Raw genomic sequence first — 20,437 nt, forward strand, 5'->3', positions numbered from 1 at the left:
GGATCGAGTTCGGGTACCGCCCCAGGGCTGCGGTACCACTGTCGGATCGGTCATGGACCCTGCCCCGGCTTGTGAAAATTCCGTGCAGAACCGCTGCGGTCCTTCTTGTGCGCTCCACCACCCACGGCTCGGCCCACTCCGATCGACCCGGCCGCCGCTCAGGGCCTCCTGGATGCGGCACCCGAGCAGTGGAGGCGCCCGGACGCCCGGCGCACAGCGGGCCCACGCAGTCGGTGGTTCCGGGGTCCGACGGCAGGGCGAGTCCGGCGGCAGGGTGGGGACGCGCCCGCTCCTGCTCCGTCCCCGCACCGGTTTCAGGGCCGTTCCCCCGCCGCTTCCCGGCCCTCGTCGAGGGGCCGTCCCGGCGCCCGGAATGGGGCCTTTCATGATCCGTCCCTCACCGTAGCCGTTCGCTGACAGTCCAAAGCGCTCAATGCCGGTGTCAGCCTCCTGTAGCCCCTTCCCGCATATGGGGAGTCGGACCGTCAGTGTTTAGGGCGGCACATGCGGACTCAAGCACCGGCAAACCCCCATGAGTGTCGGCGGTACCGGTAGACTGATGGACAATCCCGCCACCTTGCGGAACATGTCGAACGACGCAGCCGTCCCCGCCTGTCCGGAGAACGGCTTGTGCTGTGCCAGAAAGGGCGCTTCGTGGCCGATTCCGGCAACCCCAACGAGATCACCCCGTCCACCCTCAATGGCGGCGTAGAGGTCACTGCCTCGTACGACGCCAGTGCGATCACCGTCCTGGAGGGGCTGGACGCGGTTCGCAAGCGCCCCGGCATGTACATCGGCTCGACCGGTGAGCGTGGGCTTCATCACTTGGTGTACGAGGTCGTCGACAACTCCGTCGACGAGGCCCTGGCCGGGCACGCGGACCTGATCGAGGTCACGATCCTCGCCGACGGTGGCGTTCGCGTCATCGACAACGGCCGAGGCATTCCGGTGGGCATCGTCCCCTCGGAGAACAAGCCCGCGGTCGAGGTCGTCCTGACCGTCCTCCACGCCGGCGGCAAGTTCGGCGGCGGGGGCTACGCGGTCTCCGGCGGTCTGCACGGCGTGGGTGTCTCCGTCGTGAACGCCCTCTCCTCCAAGGTCGCCGTCGAGGTCAAGGCCGACGGCTTCCGGTGGACGCAGGACTACAAGCTCGGCGTCCCGACCGCGCCCCTCGCCAAGAACGAGGCCACGGACGAGAGCGGCACCTCGGTGACGTTCTGGGCCGACGGCGACATCTTCGAGACGACCGAGTACTCCTTCGAGACGCTCTCCCGTCGTTTCCAGGAGATGGCCTTCCTCAACAAGGGCCTGACCCTGACGCTGACCGACGAGCGCGAGTCCGCGAAGGCCACGGTCGGCGCCGACACCGCCGAGGAGGCCGAGCAGGAGCAGGTCCGCACGGTCACGTACTACTACGAGGGCGGCATCGTCGACTTCGTGAAGTACCTCAACTCGCGCAAGGGCGAGTTGATCCACCCGACCGTGATCGACATCGAGGCCGAAGACCGCGAGCGGATGCTCTCGGTCGAGCTCGCGATGCAGTGGAACTCCCAGTACACCGAGGGCGTTTACTCCTTTGCGAACACCATTCACACGCATGAGGGGGGCACGCATGAGGAAGGGTTCCGCGCCGCGCTCACGGGCCTGGTCAACCGCTACGCGCGTGACAAGAAGCTGTTGCGGGAGAAGGACGACAACCTCTCCGGCGAGGACATTCGCGAGGGTCTGACGGCGATCATCTCGGTCAAGCTGGGCGAGCCCCAGTTCGAGGGCCAGACCAAGACCAAGCTGGGCAACACCGAGGCGAAGACGTTCGTCCAGAAGGTCGTGCACGAGCACCTCACCGACTGGTTCGACCGCAACCCGAACGAGGCCGCGGACATCATCCGCAAGGCGATCCAGGCGCAGACCGCCCGGGTGGCCGCCCGCAAGGCGCGCGATCTGACCCGGCGAAAGGGCCTGCTGGAGTCGGCCTCACTGCCCGGCAAGCTCAGCGACTGCCAGTCGAACGACCCGACCAAGTGCGAGATCTTCATCGTCGAGGGTGACTCCGCCGGTGGTTCGGCGAAGTCCGGTCGCAACCCGATGTACCAGGCGATCCTGCCCATCCGCGGCAAGATCCTGAACGTCGAGAAGGCCCGGATCGACAAGATCCTCCAGAACACCGAGGTCCAGGCGCTGATCTCGGCCTTCGGCACCGGGGTCCACGAGGACTTCGACATCGAGAAGCTCCGCTATCACAAGATCATTCTGATGGCGGACGCCGACGTCGACGGTCAGCACATCAACACGCTGCTGCTGACGTTCCTCTTCCGCTTCATGCGCCCCCTGGTCGAGGCCGGGCACGTGTTCCTGTCCCGCCCGCCGCTCTACAAGATCAAGTGGGGTCGGGACGACTTCGAGTACGCGTACTCGGACCGTGAGCGCGACGCACTGGTGGAGCTCGGCAAGCAGCAGGGCAAGCGGATCAGGGAAGACTCGATCCAGCGCTTCAAGGGACTGGGCGAGATGAACGCCGAGGAACTGCGCATCACCACCATGGACGTGGAGCACCGCGTCCTCGGCCAGGTCACCCTGGACGACGCGGCCCAGGCCGACGACCTCTTCTCCGTGCTGATGGGTGAGGACGTCGAAGCACGTCGCTCCTTCATCCAGCGCAATGCCAAGGACGTCCGCTTCCTCGACATCTGAGTCGGTCTCAGCTGACCGTACGAAAGGACCGAAGACCAGCAATGGCCGACGAGACACCCAACCCTGCCACCACCGAAGAAGAGCCGGTCATGCGGATCGAGCCCGTCGGGCTCGAAACGGAGATGCAGCGCTCCTACCTCGACTACGCGATGTCCGTCATCGTCTCCCGCGCACTGCCGGACGTGCGGGACGGACTGAAGCCGGTCCACCGTCGAGTGCTGTACGCGATGTACGACGGCGGGTACCGGCCCGAGAAGGGCTTCTACAAGTGCGCCCGCGTCGTCGGTGACGTCATGGGCACCTACCACCCGCACGGCGACTCCTCGATCTACGACGCCCTGGTCCGGCTGGCCCAGCCGTGGTCGATGCGCTTGCCGCTGGTGGACTCCAACGGAAACTTCGGTTCCCCCGGCAACGACCCGGCCGCCGCCATGCGGTACACCGAGTGCAAGCTCAAGCCGCTGTCGATGGAGATGCTCCGGGACATCGACGAGGAGACCGTCGACTTCCAGGACAACTACGACGGCCGCAACCAGGAGCCGACGGTCCTGCCGGCCCGTATCCCCAACCTCCTGGTCAACGGATCCGCGGGCATCGCGGTCGGCATGGCCACCAACATCCCCCCGCACAACCTGCGGGAAGTCGCCGCAGGCGCCCAGTGGGCGCTGGAGCACCCCGACGCCACCCATGAGGAGCTGCTGGACGCCCTCATCGAGCGGATCAAGGGCCCGGACTTCCCGACGGGCGCCCTGGTCGTGGGGCGCAAGGGCATCGAGGAGGCGTACCGGACCGGACGCGGCTCCATCACGATGCGCGCGGTCGTCGAGGTCGAGGAGATCCAGAACCGTCAGTGCCTGGTGGTCACGGAGCTTCCGTACCAGGTCAACCCGGACAACCTCGCGCAGAAGATCGCCGACCTGGTGAAGGACGCCAAGATCGGCGGCATCGCCGACGTGCGGGACGAGACCTCTTCCCGCACCGGTCAGCGGCTGGTGATCGTGCTCAAGCGCGACGCCGTCGCCAAGGTCGTCCTGAACAACCTGTACAAGCACACGGACCTCCAGACGAACTTCGGCGCGAACATGCTGGCGCTGGTGGACGGCGTGCCGCGCACGCTGTCGATCGACGCGTTCATCCGTCACTGGGTGCACCACCAGATCGAGGTCATCGTCCGGCGCACCCGCTTCCGTTTGCGCAAGGCGGAGGAGCGGGCGCACATCCTGCGCGGTCTGCTCAAGGCGCTGGACTCCATCGACGAGGTCATCGCGCTGATCCGGCGCAGCGACACCGTCGACATCGCCCGCACGGGTCTGATGGAACTGCTGACCATCGACGAGATCCAGGCCAACGCCATCCTGGAGATGCAGCTGCGCCGACTGGCCGCACTGGAACGCCAGAAGATCGTTGCCGAGCACGACGAGCTGCAAGCCAAGATCAACGAGTACAACGCCATCCTCGCTTCCCCCGCCCAGCAGCGGCAGATCGTCAGCGATGAGCTGGCGGTCATCGTGGAGAAGTTCGGCGACGACCGGCGTTCGATGCTGGTGCCCTTCGACGGTGACATGTCCATCGAGGACCTGATCGCCGAGGAAGACATCGTCGTCACGATCAGCCGCGGCGGCTATGTGAAGCGCACGAAGACCCACGACTACCGCTCGCAGAAGCGGGGCGGCAAGGGCGTTCGGGGGACGAAGCTCAAGGAAGACGACATCGTCGACCACTTCTTCGTCTCCACCACCCACCACTGGCTGCTCTTCTTCACCAACAAGGGCAGGGTCTACCGCGCCAAGGCGTACGAGCTCCCCGATGCCGGCCGCGATGCGCGTGGCCAGCACGTGGCCAATCTGCTCGCCTTCCAGCCGGACGAGCAGATCGCCGAGATCCTGGCGATCCGCGACTACGAGGCCGTGCCCTATCTGGTGCTCGCCACCAAGGGCGGTCTGGTCAAGAAGACCCCGCTGAAGGACTATGACTCGCCTCGCTCCGGCGGTGTCATCGCGATCAACCTCCGGGAGACCGAGGCGGGAACCGATGATGAGCTGATCGGCGCAGAACTGGTGTCGGCCGAGGACGATCTGCTACTTATCAGCAAGAAGGCGCAATCGATCCGATTCACCGCGACGGACGATGCCCTGCGCCCGATGGGGCGTGCCACATCCGGTGTCAAGGGGATGAGTTTCCGCGAAGGAGACGAGCTTCTGTCGATGAATGTGGTGCGGCCCGGTACGTTCGTGTTCACTGCTACTGATGGCGGTTACGCGAAGCGGACCGCTGTCGACGAGTACCGCGTCCAGGGTCGTGGCGGCCTCGGCATCAAGGCTGCCAAGATCGTGGAGGACCGTGGATCGCTCGTGGGCGCTCTGGTGGTCGAGGAGACGGACGAGATTCTCGCCATCACCCTCGGCGGCGGTGTGATTCGTACGCGAGTCAATGAAGTCAGGGAGACCGGCCGTGACACCATGGGCGTCCAACTGATCAACCTGGGCAAGCGCGATGCCGTGGTCGGTATCGCTCGTAACGCCGAGGCCGGTCGGGAGGCTGAAGAGGTCGAAGGGGCCGAAGAGGCCGTGGGGACCGATGAGACCTTCGCCGCTTCGGCCGAAGCGGCAGCCGAGGGCACCGAGCCTTCGGCCGGGGAGCACGAGGAGTAGAGCGTGAGTGGAGCCACGGGCGCCGGTTCGGCCGCTGCCGGAGCTTCTGGAGCGAGCGGTGCCCGTGGCTCAGCCACGGACTCCCAGGGGGTTACGGTGACAGACACCCGGGGGAAGCAGCCCCCGTACGAGACGTTCAGTGGCGACCAGCCGGCGCCCCACCAGGCCGGGCAGCCCTACCGCCCGCCCCAGGCTTACCCGTCGCCGCACGGCGACGAGGGGACGCAGGCCGGCGTACGGCTGCCCCGCACGGGTGCGCGGACCACACCGCGCACCCGCAAGGCGCGGCTGCGGGTGGCCAAGGCCGATCCGTGGTCCGTGATGAAGGTCAGTTTTCTGCTCTCGATCGCGCTCGGCATTTGTACGGTGATCGCTGCTGCGGTGCTGTGGATGGTGATGGACGCCATGGGCGTCTTCTCCACCGTCGGCGGCACGATCAGCGAAGCCACGGGCTCGACCGACAGCAATGGGTTCGACTTGCAGTCGTTCCTTTCGCTGCCGCGAGTGCTCATCTTCACCTCGATCATCGCGGTGATCGACGTTGTGCTCGCCACCGCGTTGGCGACCCTCGGAGCGTTCATCTACAACCTCTCCGCCGGCTTCGTCGGCGGGGTGGAATTGACGCTCGCAGAGGACGAGTAGTCCCAGGTCCGGGGCCTTTGGCCCCGGGATTTGGGAGCTGCGCCCGACGTGCGCTAATCTTCAGAGGTCAGCGCGCAGCGCGGCGGGGCTATAGCTCAGTTGGTTAGAGCGCATCCCTGATAAGGATGAGGCCACAGGTTCAAATCCTGTTAGCCCCACAGTGTTGAATCGGCCCGTACGGAGTGACTTCGTACGGGCCGAACGCATTATTGACTGCGGAAGTTGAGCTGAGGGCAAGCGTCCACGTAGGTCACTGATCGGTATCGGTCGGTGTGTATAGTCGGGCGGCAGAAGTCCTCATACGTCAAGGAAAGACGAGGTCGCGCGGTGAAGAAGCTTCTCCTGGTCGCACTGGCCGCCATCGGCGGGCTCCTCGTGTACCGCCAGATCCAGGCGGATCGCGCCGAGCAGGATCTGTGGACGGAGGCGACCGACTCCGTGCCCGCAGGTTCGGGTGTGTGAGTCGCAGCAGTCTTGGTTGAAGCCCCGGTCGCACGAAGCGACCGGGGCTTTCTGCTGCCCCGGCACACCCTCACCCCCCGCATTCACTCAAGTGAATATTTGAATTGCTCAAGCAAAAAGCCTGTGGGGGCTCGCTTCAGAGCTGGAGGAGCGCCCAGACGCCCACGGTGTAGCAGATCAGGGCCAGGAACAGCACGGGGGCGGCGACCTTCAGTGGCGGCCCGGGGCGTTTGGCCGCGCGCCGGGCTTCGGCTCGGGTGAGGGGAACCCGAGGGCTCTGAGCGGTGTATGTACGAGTGAGAGGCGGCTGGTACTGCACCGGTGAGGTCGGCGCGGTCTGCGTGGTGTGGGACGGCGGCAACTGCTCAGGAGCGTAGGCGTAGAAGGGGGCGACGCCGTGATCCGTCAGCAGGTCCGACACGGGGGGCGGGGTGGACTCGGCAGCGGCCGGAGGTGTGGGCGGCTGCTGGATCGGTTGTGGTGTGGGAGTCGGCGGCTGGGTGGGCGGTGGAGGCAGCACCGGCCCGTTCGTGGGCACCGGGGGCAACTGCGGTGGTGTCAGGGGGTGTGGCGCCGGGTGCGCGCCCGGAGTGGGTTCGGAGCCGTGGGTGAGAAGGCCGGGCTGCTGCTGGACGGGCCGTGGCGGTGTGCTGGGTGGCTGTGGGGGCAGCGGCAGCGGTTCGACGGCCTCGGCCGGAGTGGAGGGCTCTGCGGGGGGCGGGGCCACGCCGGGGCGTTCGATGACCGATGGGCCGGAGGGCGGCCCCGCGGTGGGGAAGCCGGCGAGAGGTGGTGCGGCGGCGTGGGGAGCCCCGGACTCGGTCCCGGTCGGGTGGGGAAGGCTGCCGTCGGATGCCGGGAGAGCGGATGCCGGGAGAGCGGAGGGCGCCGAGCCGGTTGGGCGGCGGGCAGGTCCCAGCGCCTTCGGCCTCTCCGGGCCGTCAGGGCCGAACCCCATCGGCAGGGGACCGAGCTGGTCGAAGATCTCGACGGGCTCGTCGTCGGGGCCGAGATCGGGAAGCATCTCGCCCGCCGTCGCGAGCGCCTTGCGCGCTCCTGTGGCGCTACGGAAGCGGTCCTCGGGGTCGGGCTGAAGAAGTCCGGCCAGTACCTGCCAGAGCGGCTCGGGGATGCTCTGGGGCGCCCCCGGAGTGCCATGGGCGACGAAGTGGTCGACCAGCGCCTTGGAGTCGGGCTTCTGGCCTTCGAGGAGATATATGGCGACCAGGCCGACCGCGAACAGGTCCGCGGTGAAGTCCGGTTCCGCACCGGTCATCTGCTCGGGTGCGAAGTACCCGGGCGTACCGACCACGTAGTTGGTCTCGGTGAGTCTCGGCTCGCCCTTGCGCATCGAGATGCCGAAGTCGGACAGCCGCAGATGCGGACGTCCGGTGCCGGTGGCCTCCATCAGGACGTTCGCGGGCTTGATGTCGCGGTGCACGACCCCCTCGGCATGCACCGCGGCCAGTCCGGAAAGCAGTTGGTCGAGCAGACCGCAGACATAGTGGGGAGGCAGCGGGCCATAGTCGCCGATCACATGCGCCAGCGACCCGCCGCTCACCAGATCCATGGTGAACAGAACCTTGTCGTCGTCCGCGGCCCAGCTGGCCGGGGCCAGTACATGGGGGTGATCGATGCGGACGGCCTGTTCGCGGACGAAGCGCAGCAGGGTGTGCGCATCGCTCTGCTGGAGCACCTTGGCCGCCACATAGCGGCGGCGCCGGTGGTCCCAGGCGCGCCACACAGCGCCGACGCCACCGCGTCCGATCGGGTCGACCAGCTCATACCGACCGGCGAAGACCTCACCCATGGCGCTGCGCCCGCTCCCCGTCCTCGTGAGGCGTCAGGTGGTGCTCTGGTTCAGCCTCGGTGATCAGTTCTGGTGCGACTCGTAGTGTGCGACGGCATCCGCCGTGCGCCCGGCTCCGTAGACCCTGAGGAACTCTGCCAGTTCCGGATGGGTCGGGGCGAGCGTGTCCGCGGCGTCGATGATGTCGCCCGCGGCTGAGACGGACCGCAGCAGGGACTGGATCTCCCGCACCACCCGTCGCACGGTGGGGGCGCCCGAACTGCTGGTGGTCTGGCTGGTACCGGTCAACACGGAGCCTCCCTGTGACTTCTTGACCTCTTCCATGCGATCGGTGGCCTCGGCTGCACTGACGCTCCCGTCGGCGACCAGACTCGCCAACTCCTGGAGCGCCTGGACCCGCTGGACCACCGCAGGGTTGCCGATCTTCGCCCGCTGGCCGCTCATGAGCTGGGAGAGCATGGGAGCGGACAGACCGAGAACGGCAGCGAGCCGGGCTTGGTTCAGCCCCAGGTCGTCGATCAGCCGCCGAAACAGCGCCCCCAATGGCTCCCCGTACCAGCTTCGCTGGAGCTCCCTGGCTCTTGCGGTCGTCTCCTGCTGCACGGCGTCCATGTGCGTCTCCCCATCGCTTCCCCAAAGCGGGCTTCGCTGCTGCGAACCTCGTCGTGCATCTTACGGAGAGTGGTCGCCCACGGGGAGTCCTAATCGTTTTGCAGGATCACCCGAAACACCCGGTACTCTGGGTCTGCGGATGTGGCCGGGACCCATGGTCCAATCGGTCTTGTCCTCCCATGAGGGGCCTTAGCTCAGTTGGTAGAGCGCTGTCTTTGCATGGCAGATGTCAGGGGTTCGACTCCCCTAGGCTCCACTCGATGAATGCCCTTCGACCTGGTGATCACCGGTCGGAGGGCATTTTGCTGTCTGGGCCGGTCTGGGCTGGGTGGTGGGCGACTGTCTCCTCCTGAGGACAGACACGGTGTCCGTACCCGCCCGCAGGCTTCCGCGGCTGGCTGGGGGCTCCGGGACGGTGGCGCCGTACGTCGTTGCCGAGTGTGGGCAGGGCGGTCGTTCCCCGCTGCCGGTTTCCGACGCAGGGGGGGTCGTTCTCGGGTTCCCGGCCAGCCGTCGGCCAGAGGTCCGGTCGCTGCCCACCGGGGATGGATCGGGTGGACGGTCGAGCCGGTGTGCGGATGGTGTGGTTTCGACGCAGACTGCCGGAGAAAGTGGTTGAGCGGAGAGAGGGTTCGTAGCAGTCTGGCGATGGGTTCGGGCCACTCGGCGACCGGGACCCCGACGCGGTGTCCTGGTTGAAGATCGCTGTACCCGGGTGCGGACGGTCCCGGCCACTCTGACCGGTGGTGGAGAGGGCGGTTGCGCCCGTGGTTCGGCTGATGTCCATCCGCTCGATCGCTTCCGCCCCTTCCAGGGGGTCACTACGCTCGATGGGCGACGCACAGGGCGAGGGGTGGCGCGAGCAATGAGCCTGGTGGGGCGAGGACGGCCGTTTCTCCATGGGCTGGGGAAGCAGGCCAGGGAAGAACTGCTGGGCCTCGGCGCTGAACGCAAGTTCGCTGCTCAGGAACATCTGTTGCGGGAGAACGAAGAGGGCAGCCATGTACTGGTGATCCTCACGGGCTGGGCCGTCGTCTCCACCGCGACCGAGCGGGCGTCCTCCCGACTGATTCTGGCCCTTCGTGGTCCCGGGGAGCTGGTGGGCGAAATGGCGATGCTGGACGGCTCGCCACGCAGCGCCACCGTCACCGCCCTCGGTCCCGTGTCCGCTCGCGTGATCATGAACGAGCGGTTTCGACGTTTCGTCGCGGGCACCCCACAGGCGAACGGCCTGCTGATGGCCCAACTCGCGGCCCGGCTGCGCAGCGCCGATGAGGAGCGCAGATCACTTGCTTCGCTGACCGTGCTCCAGCGTCTGGCGGAACGGCTGTTGGAGCTGCCCGCGGTCGGTCCGGCCACGGTCTCGCGCGGGGCGAAGACGGCTGCCGAGGTGGTGCTGGTCGATCTGGCGCAACACGATCTCGCCGATGCCGTGGGTGCCACCCGTGAGGCGGTGGCCAAGGCATTGCGGTTGCTGCGTGATGCCGATGTCGTCCGTACCGGGCAGCGGCGGATCGAACTCGTCGACCCGACGGTGCTTCAGTTGCTCGCCTCCGGTGGCAGTTTCGACTTTCGCAGCCGAACCTCCTGAGGATTTCTCCGTAGGGGTGTGGGCCGATGGAACGTAGTCGTGCCTCGGCTGGGTGTGGCGCTGAGACGGATTCCGGTCGCGGACGTATCCAAGGGGGACGCACCCCGTTGGATTGGCGGTTTCTCGCTCTCTGAGCTCCATGTTCGTTGGTTCCGAGGTCGGTGGGAGCGGCGATTCTGAGCAGGGGGCGCGGGGGCGTGCGCTCAGTAGTGGGGTGGTGCGCAGGGGGCGTGCGCCTCCTCCAGGAGATCCCAATGCTTCAGAACGATGTGTAAACGACCACATGCCAAAGCCCTGGGGGCGGGGATGCTGACCTGCATCCGTGAACACCAGGGGAGGCGCAATGGGTGCCGGGGCTGTCTACAAGTTCCTGATGAGTGTGGATGCCCGTGGGTCAGGTCGTTATCTGGACAACGCCAAGCTGCGGATGCGTCGGCGCATCTACGCATGTGCTGACGAAGCCTTCGACTCCAGCGGCGTGGGCAGGTCGTTGATCCATCGGGAGGACAGGGGCGACGGATTCCTCGCCGCCGTGGACGCCCGAGTGCCACCCGCGCAGTTGATCGGCCCTTGGCTGGCCGAGTTGTACCAGGTGTTGCGCGATGGGAATGAGGAACTCTCCGTACCGCTCGGATTGCGGGTCGGCATGCACGTGGGGCCCGTTCAGCACGATGACGACGGCCTGGCGGGCGAAGCCGTCGACCAGGTCTGCCGGTTGGCCGAATCCGATGTGACCCGCGATGTGCTCGCCCACTCCGGCCGCGACCTCGTCTGTGTGGTCTCCGACTCGCTCTACCAGGCGATCGTGAAGCACGGCGGTCGGTTCATGGAGCCGTCGACCTACCGTCCGGCGCGGCTGATGCTCAAGGAAGGCCCCCTCACAGCCTGGTACCACATCCCCGGCGAGACGCGGCCTGCCGTGCCGGGGGACGCGGAGTTCGGGGCGTTTCGGGGCGCCGGTGCCGCGCCCGAGGGGGGTCGGGGCGCCCGGAACGGGGCCCGGGCACCGTCCCGTTCGGATCTCGGTACGGACGCACGGGCCGTTGCTACCGGTGCCGCCACCGGAGCGGATGGACAGCATGGACAGCAGGGGGCGGACGGGGACGCACTGAGGTTCGTCGCGTCGCCGGACCCCTGGCTGGTCGGTGACCCCATGGTGGAGGGGGAGTCCGACCGGGACCGGGAAGGTGCCCACTTCGAGGTGCAGGCCGAGGGGGACAGCATCTTCGTGGACCGTGGTGACTTCCGCTACGGGACGACCCACTTCGGTGGACGTCATACGGCACCGCCCAAGGAGGAGCGGTGAGTGCGGAAGCCCCTGGTGCGGGGGCCGCACCCGTCCGGGCGCCCGCTCCGGACGCCGGAAATGCCGGTAACGCCGGAAACGCAGACCGCGGCCGGGAGCGGGGGCCGGACCGGGAGAACCGGGACCGTGGGCAGCGTGACCGGGAACAGGACCGGGATCGAGGCCAGCGCGACAGGGACCGCGACCGCGACCGCGACCGCGATCGGGACAGAGACAGAGACCGCGATCGGGACAGAGACCGGGATCGGGATCGGGATCGGGATCGGGATCGGGGCGATGACCATCGTGGGCGGGAGGAGCGCGGCGACCGCGAAGACTCCCCCGGGGCCGGTGGGCAGGACGACGATGCCGACGGCTCCCGCAACGAGCGCGCGGAACGGGAACAGCGACAGGGCGAGCGCTTCCGGGAAGCCATGGGCGACCCCCTGGCCGACACGGGGGCCTCCGGCGGCACCCGAGCCTCCACCCGGGCCCGCCGTGAGGCCCAGGTCCGGTTCGAGGTCCGCGGCAACAGCGGGGTCTTCGACCGCAGCAGGTTCGGTCACGCCCACTTCGGCGATGTGTACGTCGGCGGGAGGGGCACGACCAGGGCACCCGTCTTCGGCATCGTTCCGGATGAGGAACTGGCCCGTCTCCGCCAGGTCTATCGGGCCCCGACCGGCTACCAGTTGCTCAAGGACGTCCTGCGCAACCGACGCGTACTGCTGCTCGGCGGACCGCCCGGGACCGGACGGTCGACCACGGCCCTGTGCCTGCTCGACGAGCTGACCACGGCCAGCAGGACCCGTGGTGCGGAGGGTGCGGACGGGACACAGAGCGGCGGGCGCGTGACCCGGCTCGATCCCTCGGCCTCGGCCCATCTCGTACGCGACCTCCCGGCCATCGTCGCGGGTGTGCCACAGGGCGGCGGCATGATCATTCAGCTGCCCGAGGAAGCGGGGGACTGGCCCGTTCCACAGGAGTTGCACCTCGATGCCCTGTCGTCGGCCTTGGCCGAACGAGCTGCCTACGCGGTGCTGGTGGCATCGCCGTCCTCACCCGGTGGCGGCCTGCTCACCGGCCGCTACGGACGTCAGTGTCCGCCGGCGCCGGCGCGCGAACTGCTCTCCTGGCACCTCGTACGCGGACTGTCCCGCGATTCGGAGGCGGCGGAGGCCGCGCTCGACGCCGGTAACCAGATCCTCGATCACGCCCTGTTCCAGCAGGCGTTGGGGATTCGACTGGACTCCCTGCGGCCGGGGGAGACGGAGCACGTTGCACGTCTGGTCGTCCAGCACGTCAGCGGCGGGCTGAGCCGCGCACAACTCCTCGACTCGTGCGGAGAGGTGGCCCGGGGCCAGGCGAGGGAGTGGTTCACGGGACGCGGCGGTGCCCGCGTACCCGCTCTCGCCGACGAGTCCGGCCGGGGCGGGGAGCAGTCGGCGGACAACATGGACGGCTGGCTGCGCGAGATGGCCTTCCGGGTGGCGCTCGCCGTGTTGGACGGGGAGGCGTTCAGTGCCGTCGCCGACGCCGCCGACCTGCTGGCGTGGGAACTCTTGCAGGCCCGTGATCCCGCCAGGGCACCGGGCAGGCCGGTGTTCACCGAGAACCTGGAGGGGCTGTTGGCCGCCTGCCGGGCGGACCTCTCGGTCAAGGAGGACGACACGTTCGGCGGGGTGCCGTTGCCGGTCCGCACGGTCGCCTACCGGGGCGAGGCCCTGGCCGGAGCCGTACTGGCCGAGGTCTGGGAGCGCCATCACTCGGCTCGGGGGCCCGTGGTGCGCTGGCTGCGGTCGCTCGCCGACGATCCCCGTCCCCAGGTGTGGACACGGGCCGCCGTCGTCGCGGGTGAACTCTGCGCCGCCGACGTGGGATACGGCTTCGCGGAACTCATCCGTCCACTGGCCGCGGCGGACGCCCCACGGCGCCGCTTCTTCGCGGCCACGGCCCTGGACCAGATGGGCGGCCGTGAGCCGCACCGGGCAGCCGTGCGCTCGGTGGTACGGGACTGGGCGGAGGCCACGGAATCGGAGCTGTGCTGGACGGCCGCGATCGTCCTCGGTTACGGACGCACGGAGCACGACACCCGACACGCGGTCGAGTTGCTCGGTGACATCGGAAGCCGGGAGGAGGGCAAGCACCTCCAGGTGGCGTCGTTCTCGCTGGCCAGGCTCGCATCGGGCAGCAGGGCCACGGAGGTGCTCACCGTCCTGAAGGAGTGGGCGGCGGAGCTCACCGGCGAGTTCCGCAATCTCGCCCTGCTGAGTGCGCTGCGCATCGCCTGGGCGCGTACCGACGAGCTGTGGGAGCCGGAGAGCGGAGTGCCGGGGGCCACGGAGGGCGAGGATCCGGGTCTTCACGGTGCGGAATCCTCGTCGTCGGGGCTGCCCGTGCACCGGCTGCCGCCCGCGGTACGACCGAACCGGCGCTCTCCCTCATTGCGCTGGCGCTCCACCACGCTCTCCTCGGCTCCCCGCGCGTCCACCGAGGAGACCGATCGCGAACTGGAGCTGCGGGCCCACTGGCCGCTGGCGCTCGCCGTCGCGGTGGCGGTCCCGGGCGCGGACGCCCCGCTGGCCGATCTGCTGTGGCGGGCTGCGGACACCCATCTGTCCAGCGAGGGGACCATGGACGCCCTTCGGGACTGGCTGCGGGTGGCCGAGGAGGACGCCGTGGTGCCGGGGCCGGATCGACGGCAGCGGATCTATGTCTTCGAGGACCACGAGGCCGCCACGGGAGCGGAACTCGATCCGGTGCCCGGCGAGGTCCTGCGCGCCCTGCTGTGGTTCCTCCCGCAGTTGATGCGTCAAAGGCGTGACTGGGAGCGGCTCTTGTGGCTGCTCCGAACCATGGCGGACGCCCCCGATGAACCTCTGAACGAAGCCTTCGCGAGTCATGTGCGGGACGTAGTGGGGGCCGGGCTGCCCGGCCGGAGAGAGGAGCGGAGTTGAGCCAGTACCCGGAAGAAGACGGGCAGCAGATGGAAGCGGAATGGCCCGAAGCGGTCGCTGAACCGGGACCGGGGCGGGGGAACGGAGCGGAATTGCCCGACAACGCTGGGGAGAACAGCCGAAGGCTTCCGGAGAGCATTCCTGGACCGTTCCTGCGGGAGACACCGCTCCCCGGCCGGGGCTATCGCCACGACGGCGGGGCCCAGTCGGCGTCGGTGGTCTTCTACGAGGGCGGCGGCTGCACCGTCTACACGGTGAACGGACCCCACGAGGTCCGGGAACGGCGTTGGTGGGCACGCCCACTGAGCGTGTGTCATGTGGCGTGCGGGCGCCACATCACCACCTTCGAGGTCAGGCTTCCCGCCGCGGGGGCGGCCACCTTCTTCGTCACCAAGATCACTCTGCGGTGGCAGGTGACGGACTACGAGCGGGTGGCCGTGAACCAACTCGCCAGTGTGGAGCGGGACCTCGGCGAGGAGATCGTGGACCGACTGCGGGAGGTGTCCGAGCGCTATCCGGTACGGGAGGCACAGCAGGCCAACACCGCGATCCGCGCCGACATCAGGGCAGGGCGCTGGCGGGACCTCGGGGCTGAAGTGGGGCTCAGCGCGGAGCTGTTCGTGGACGTGGGCACCGATGAGGTGATCCTCGACCAGGTGCGTGAGGCCCGTACGGACGAGGGCGAGGAGCAGCGGGTGGGGCGGCGTTTCGCCGCGTACTCGAAGCTGGCCGCCGGATCGGCCTCGGACCGGCTCGCCTATCTGATGGCTTCCGGTACGAAGCAGGACGTCAAGGGCGTCATCACGATGATGCAGGAGGACGACGCCCAAGGGCGCAGCGACACCCGGGACTTCTTCCTGCGGATGCTGGAGCAGGACCGGATCACCAGCCCCGAGTTGGAGGCTCACCTGCGTTCGCTGATCCTGCCGGGGCAGCGGTCGACCGACCCGCAGTACGTGGCCCTCGCCGAACGGGCTCTGCCGCCCGCGCCGCCGCCGCGGCTCTCCCTGCCGCCCGGTTCGTCGGGGAGCGGTGGCGGCGAACAGCCTCGGAGCGGTACGGGCCGGCAGGAGCCGCCGTGGCCCAGCGCGGATGCCGGGTCGAGGGGCGGACCGCCGCGCGAGGGGCGGGTCTGGAACGACGGCTCCTGGGTGGACGAGTACGAGGACGGGGTGTCCGTCGCTGACGCTGACGCCGGTGGTGGACGGGCCGGATCGGGCCGGCGTCCGGAACGCGATCTCTGGGACGACGACGATTCCTACGGTTCGGCTCGGGCGGAGCCGCCCGGGGACGAACCCGGGCGCGGTCGAACCTCGTCCGGAGGAAGGTCGGGGGACGGCGGTCCTTCCCGTGGTCGACCGCAGGGCGGGCGGTCCGATGGTGAGGGCTCGCGCGGGCGCTCGGGTCCGGACAGGTCGGGTCCGGACAGGTCGGGTCCGGTTCGCTCCGGTTCAGGCTGGTCGGCTTCGGACCGGTCGGGACCGGATCGCTCAGGGTCGGACCGCTCAGGGTCGGATCGCTCAGGTTCGGATCGGTTCGGTTCGGATCGGGGCTCCCGCGGTAGGTCCAGTGACGCTCATGACGCCGACTCCCGTACCGCGGACCGCTGGTCCTCCTCCGGTCGATCGGACCGTGGGCGCTCGGACGATCAGGAGTGGCAGGGCCGCCCGCGAGTCGTTCGCGACGGTGACGGTGACGGCGACCGTGATCGTGATCGGGACTGGAGCGACAGCAGCAGGGACCGGGGCGACCGGGGCAGTTCCGCTCGGGCGGGTCGCGACGACCGTCCTCGGGACGGCCGGGACGCATCACGTCGACCCGGTGGCCCCCGGCCGGTGGGGGGCCGCAGTGAGGGCACCCGCGCCGGGGACGAGCGATCCGAGCGGGGGCGCACACACCGCGACCCGTCGTGGGACGACGAGGAGCGGGACCGTTCCGGCGGGCCCCGGCGAGCCGGTGACCGGGGGCGGGAGGACTGGTCGCGCGACGATGCGGGGCGGGACGACCGAAGGCGTGACGACCGCTCGTGGGACGGACCCGACGGCCGATCGGGCTCGGGTCGTCCGGGCGGGGACGCCGGCAGGAACGGCCGGTCCGACGTCGACCGGGGGCGTGATGGTTCCTCACGTGAGGACCGGTACCGGGGCGACCGTAGGAGGGACGACCGCCCGAGGGACGACGGGGGCAGGGACAGCCGTGACGTACCCGACCGACACCGCGATCAGGACCGGGACCGACACCGCGATCAGGACCGGGAGCGGGATCGGGAGCGGGACGACCGCTACCGGGACGAGCCTTCCCGACGTTCCGACGACCGGCAGGAGCGCGGCGGCGACTACTGGTCCGTCTCCGATGACGAACGGGGTCGAGGATGACCGCCCCCGCGCTCGTCGACACCGTCGAGAGTTCCGGCGCCGGCTATGCGGCCAGCCGGCTGCTGACGTTCGTACGGGAGGACCTGGCGCGCGCCGACACCAAGGCGTCCGTGCTGCTCTCCTTCGTCCTCGCCCTGCCCGCACTCGTGGCGAGCAACGCGAGGTTTCCTGACCGGCCGTCCACCGCGGGCATGGGGCTGCTCGCGGTGGGCGGTCTCGTATGGATGTTCGGTGCCATGTCACTCGTTCGGGCCATACTCCCCCGCTTTCGAACTCAACGGGACGGGCCTGGCATCACCTTCTACGCGGATGTGCTCGCGATCCACCGTGAGTCGGGCCACGCGGGAGTCCTGACCGCGGTGACGGACGCGGGCGGGCAGCCGGCCGCCTGGCTGGTGACCCAGACGGTCGACCTGAGCAGCATCCTCGCCCGGAAGTACCGCTGCATCCGCTGGGGCGTGGGCTGGCTGCTCATGGGGGTGGTGTGCGTGACGGCCGGATTGCTGACGGTCTGACCGCGACAGGGGGCGGACCGGACGGGGGCCGAGGACGGGGCCGGAGTCGAAGAGCGCGCAGCGGAGCGCGACGGCCGCGGATACGAGCACGAGTGGTTGGCAGGAAGAAAGACGGGGTGGAGACGTGAGCACAGACCCAAGCGGCGACCAGAGCCGCGCAGCCCGCGGCGCACCGGCGCCGACGGGAACCGGCCCGCGGAAAATCGCGGGCCATGAGCCGGGGGGCCGGGTGGGCACGCCCAGCGGGATCGATACGGGGGATTCCGCTGGGTGGCCCGCCTCGGATGGACTCGGTGCGCGCCGTCACTCGCCCCGCACCGCGGCTCGCCGTCGGGTTCTGGGCGGTGGCGCGGCGCTCGGCGCCCTGGTGCTGGCGGCCCTGACGCTGTCCCCGTCGCCCGTCCAGGGCGCGGGCAGCGGTTTCGACTCGGCGGCGCTCGCCAAGGCGGAGACCCAGGACCCGGTGAATGCCGCCATCGTGGTGGATGTGTCCGGGTCCTTGGCCCAGGAGGACGTGGAGCGGGAGCGGGACGCCGCCGAGCGCATCGTCGTCGGTGAGATGTCGGACCTCTCCCGGATGACCGTGCTGGGGTTCGCCAGCGCGGACAACGACCGGCAGTCGCCGGTGGACGAGGTCTGCCCGGCCACCACGCTCAGCGGAGTGGCCCGGGAGAAGCTCAGCGACTGCATCGGCAAGCTCAAGAGCCGCAAGCAGAACGAGGGCAACGGCACCGACTTCCCGTCGGCCATCCGCCAGGCCGTGGACCGGCTCGGCGAGGGCGAACCGAATGTGCCCAGGGTCCTGTTCCTGCTCACCGACGGCCTCCTCGACGTCGAGGACAGCCCGATATACGGCGACCCCAAGGACCGCGAGGCCAATGGGAAGCGCGAACTGGGGGAAGCGCTCGCGGAGGCCAAGGCCGCCAAGGTGCAGATCTGGCCGCTCGGGTTCGGAAAGGCCGATCCTGGCAAGCTCAAGGAGATGGCTGCCGGTGCCCACCAGGGCTCCTGCGTCAATCTGCCCCAGGCCAAGCCGCAGGCCCGTACGGTGCCGGACGCCGAGGCGGTGGGCGACGCCCTTCAGGCCGCTTTCGCCGGCGCGCGCTGCCTGGTCTCGGAAAAGCCGGTCAAGGGCACCCCGCCGACCGATGTCAAGCTGCGGATCTCCCCGCTCGCCACACTCGCGAGCATCGTTGTCTCCAAGGGAGATCCCAAGGTCACCGTCACGTACATCGATCCGCTCGGCAAGAAGGTCGAGCCGGGCAAGCACCGCGACGGATCGACCTTCACCCTCGCCGGCGAGGGCAAGAACGTGGAGGCGCTGCGGGTCACCGATCCGCGGCCGGGGAACTGGACGGTGCACCTCGACGCCCCGGAGGGGCATCGGGACAAGCTCGCCAGCGTCGGTGTGCAGTGGCGCGGATCGCTGCGTTCCTCCATCAGCATGAAGCCCACGGCACCACGTCCGGGCGAGAGCCCGGTGGTGGAACTCCAACTCCAGACCCGCGACCACGAGTCGATCACCAACCGTACGGACCTCGATCGCCTACGGGTCTCGGCGACCCTCACCGGTGACGGCTTCGACCCCGTACCGATCTCCCTCAGTGACGACGGCGAGGGCGAGGACACGAAGGCGCGCGACGGGATCTTCTCCGGCACGGTCAAGGTGCCCGAGACCGCGACCGGCGCCTTGAAGACGGTGGGTGTGCTCGGCGCGGTCGGCCTGACGGCTGACCACCGGCCCTTCCCCACCCGGATCGGCGGCGTCAACGACTTGGTGCGGGCCGACATCAAGGTCTCCGACACCACCGTTCATCCCGGCGAGGGCGCCCGCTTCACCCTCAAGGCGGAGAACCACACCACCACCCGACGGACGCTGAGCCTCAGTGTCGAGGATGCCGCCCCGGGCGATCTGACGCTCTCGCGCCGCGAATACGCCCTGGATCCCGGGGAGTCCATCACTGAGTACGGAACCCTCCGCGTCGGCGACAACACCGAGGGACGCACGCTGGCGGGGAAGATCCGCGTCGTCGACACGGCCGCGGACGAACAGGTGCTGGAAGCGAAGCTGGTCACCATCAAGGTGGTGCCCGTGCCGTCCCTGCCCGAGCGCGTGTGGCGGGACTACTGGTGGGCCGTGGTGCCAGGCGCGATCCTGCTGGTCGCTCTGATCGCCTATGTGATCTGGGCCTGGCGCGCCCGGAAGATGCGCGCCGACCCCTCGGGGCTGGTGCTGAGGCTGCTGGTGCCCCACGGCGGTGGCCACCGGGAGGGGAGTTCGCTGCCCGTCAGCACGGGCGGGGTGGTCCCGTACCGCTTCGAAGTGGTGGACGAGGAGAGTGACGATCCTCGGCTGGAGCCGCGTCCCACCAGCGGTGGCTACTACCTGCGGCGCGGGCCCCGGGGCGGGCTGCTGCGGATGCCGGGTCGGGCCGAGGAGTCGGTACGGATCGGCACCGCGGTGACGCTGCCCGGCAGCACGGTCCAGTTGCGCATCGAGCCCGGCTCCGGGCGGGGTGCGACGGGCGGCGGCGCGTTGCGGCGTCTGGTCCGGCTGCTGGACGGCAGCGGACGCCGTGGGCCGGGCGGCCAGTCGGGCGACCGGAGTGGCCAGCAGCGCCCGGGCGCCACTCATGGATCGGCCTATCCGCCCTCATCGGGCGGTGTGGGGGCCTCCTCAGGCGGCGGTTCGCCGCATCCGGACCTCTAGCCGAAGCGGTTGACCGGCGCGGCCCGGGCCTCGACGGGCCCGGGCCACGCCGGGATCACATCCCCCACGCGAGCACGGCACTGCACATCCCTCACCCACAACCGGCCGGGTGCTCCGGCCCTCGCGGAGAGAAGAAATC

At 69.2% G+C, this 20,437-nt stretch carries 12 protein-coding genes and 2 tRNA genes; 12 read left to right on the plus strand and 2 right to left on the minus strand.

What is annotated here, in order from left to right:
* The first annotated feature begins 630 nt into the window (after positions 1-630).
* From gyrB to ACFXJL_RS05890, 5 genes are all read left to right on the plus strand, one after another.
* Complete coding sequence (gene gyrB, locus ACFXJL_RS05870) at positions 631-2,691, plus strand: DNA topoisomerase (ATP-hydrolyzing) subunit B (protein ID WP_358876992.1); 2,061 nt, start codon at positions 631-633, stop codon at positions 2,689-2,691.
* Positions 2,692-2,732: 41 nt separating this feature from the next.
* Positions 2,733-5,342, plus strand: a complete 2,610-nt coding sequence (gyrA, locus tag ACFXJL_RS05875; RefSeq protein ID WP_358876991.1) for a DNA gyrase subunit A — start codon at positions 2,733-2,735, stop codon at positions 5,340-5,342.
* A 3-nt stretch (positions 5,343-5,345) separates the two neighbouring features.
* Positions 5,346-5,984: a DUF3566 domain-containing protein gene (locus ACFXJL_RS05880; RefSeq protein ID WP_358876990.1), complete on the plus strand. Its 639-nt coding sequence runs from the start codon at positions 5,346-5,348 to the stop codon at positions 5,982-5,984.
* An 84-nt stretch (positions 5,985-6,068) separates the two neighbouring features.
* Positions 6,069-6,142 (plus strand) — tRNA-Ile (locus tag ACFXJL_RS05885).
* 169 nt (positions 6,143-6,311) lie between these two features.
* The gene (locus ACFXJL_RS05890; RefSeq protein WP_003958712.1) at positions 6,312-6,446 is read left to right on the plus strand and encodes a DLW-39 family protein; all 135 of its coding nucleotides are present in this window, start codon (positions 6,312-6,314) and stop codon (positions 6,444-6,446) included.
* 136 nt (positions 6,447-6,582) lie between these two features.
* Here the strand turns inward: ACFXJL_RS05890 and ACFXJL_RS05895 are convergent, their stop codons facing one another.
* Together ACFXJL_RS05895 and ACFXJL_RS05900 are read right to left on the minus strand one after the other, a co-directional pair.
* A complete protein-coding gene (locus ACFXJL_RS05895; protein WP_384689545.1) occupies positions 6,583-8,256 on the minus strand; it encodes a protein kinase in 1,674 nt (557 codons plus the stop codon).
* A gap of 63 nt (positions 8,257-8,319) precedes the next feature.
* Positions 8,320-8,868 (minus strand): DNA-binding protein, encoded by a 549-nt coding sequence (locus ACFXJL_RS05900; RefSeq protein ID WP_329021249.1) that lies wholly within the window; start codon positions 8,866-8,868, stop codon positions 8,320-8,322.
* A gap of 183 nt (positions 8,869-9,051) precedes the next feature.
* Here ACFXJL_RS05900 and ACFXJL_RS05905 point away from each other — a divergent pair.
* The 7 genes from ACFXJL_RS05905 to ACFXJL_RS05935 all read left to right on the plus strand — a co-directional run bounded on the left by ACFXJL_RS05905 (position 9,052) and on the right by ACFXJL_RS05935 (position 20,298).
* A tRNA-Ala gene (locus ACFXJL_RS05905) sits at positions 9,052-9,124 on the plus strand.
* A gap of 609 nt (positions 9,125-9,733) precedes the next feature.
* Positions 9,734-10,459: a Crp/Fnr family transcriptional regulator gene (locus tag ACFXJL_RS05910; RefSeq protein ID WP_358876986.1), complete on the plus strand. Its 726-nt coding sequence runs from the start codon at positions 9,734-9,736 to the stop codon at positions 10,457-10,459.
* A 343-nt stretch (positions 10,460-10,802) separates the two neighbouring features.
* Positions 10,803-11,765 carry a hypothetical protein gene (locus ACFXJL_RS05915; RefSeq protein WP_358876985.1) on the plus strand — a complete coding sequence of 321 codons (963 nt, stop codon included), beginning with the start codon at positions 10,803-10,805 and terminating at the stop codon, positions 11,763-11,765.
* On the plus strand, positions 11,762-14,698 hold the full coding sequence (locus ACFXJL_RS05920; protein WP_384689549.1) for a hypothetical protein: 2,937 nt from the start codon (positions 11,762-11,764) through the stop codon (positions 14,696-14,698). Before ACFXJL_RS05915 ends, ACFXJL_RS05920 begins: the two co-directional genes overlap by 4 nt.
* A complete protein-coding gene (locus tag ACFXJL_RS05925) occupies positions 14,695-17,073 on the plus strand; it encodes a hypothetical protein (RefSeq protein ID WP_384689552.1) in 2,379 nt (792 codons plus the stop codon). The genes ACFXJL_RS05920 and ACFXJL_RS05925 overlap by 4 nt, the downstream gene beginning before the upstream one ends.
* Positions 17,070-17,588 carry a Pycsar system effector family protein gene (locus ACFXJL_RS05930; RefSeq protein ID WP_384634022.1) on the plus strand — a complete coding sequence of 173 codons (519 nt, stop codon included), beginning with the start codon at positions 17,070-17,072 and terminating at the stop codon, positions 17,586-17,588. Before ACFXJL_RS05925 ends, ACFXJL_RS05930 begins: the two co-directional genes overlap by 4 nt.
* Positions 17,589-17,712: 124 nt before the next feature.
* Entirely contained in the window at positions 17,713-20,298 is a 2,586-nt protein-coding gene (locus tag ACFXJL_RS05935) for a VWA domain-containing protein (RefSeq protein ID WP_384689555.1), read from the plus strand.
* Positions 20,299-20,437 lie beyond the last annotated feature (139 nt).

It is taken from the genome of Streptomyces sp. NPDC059256 (assembly GCF_042753785.1).
Taxonomy (GTDB): Bacteria; Actinomycetota; Actinomycetes; order Streptomycetales; family Streptomycetaceae; genus Streptomyces.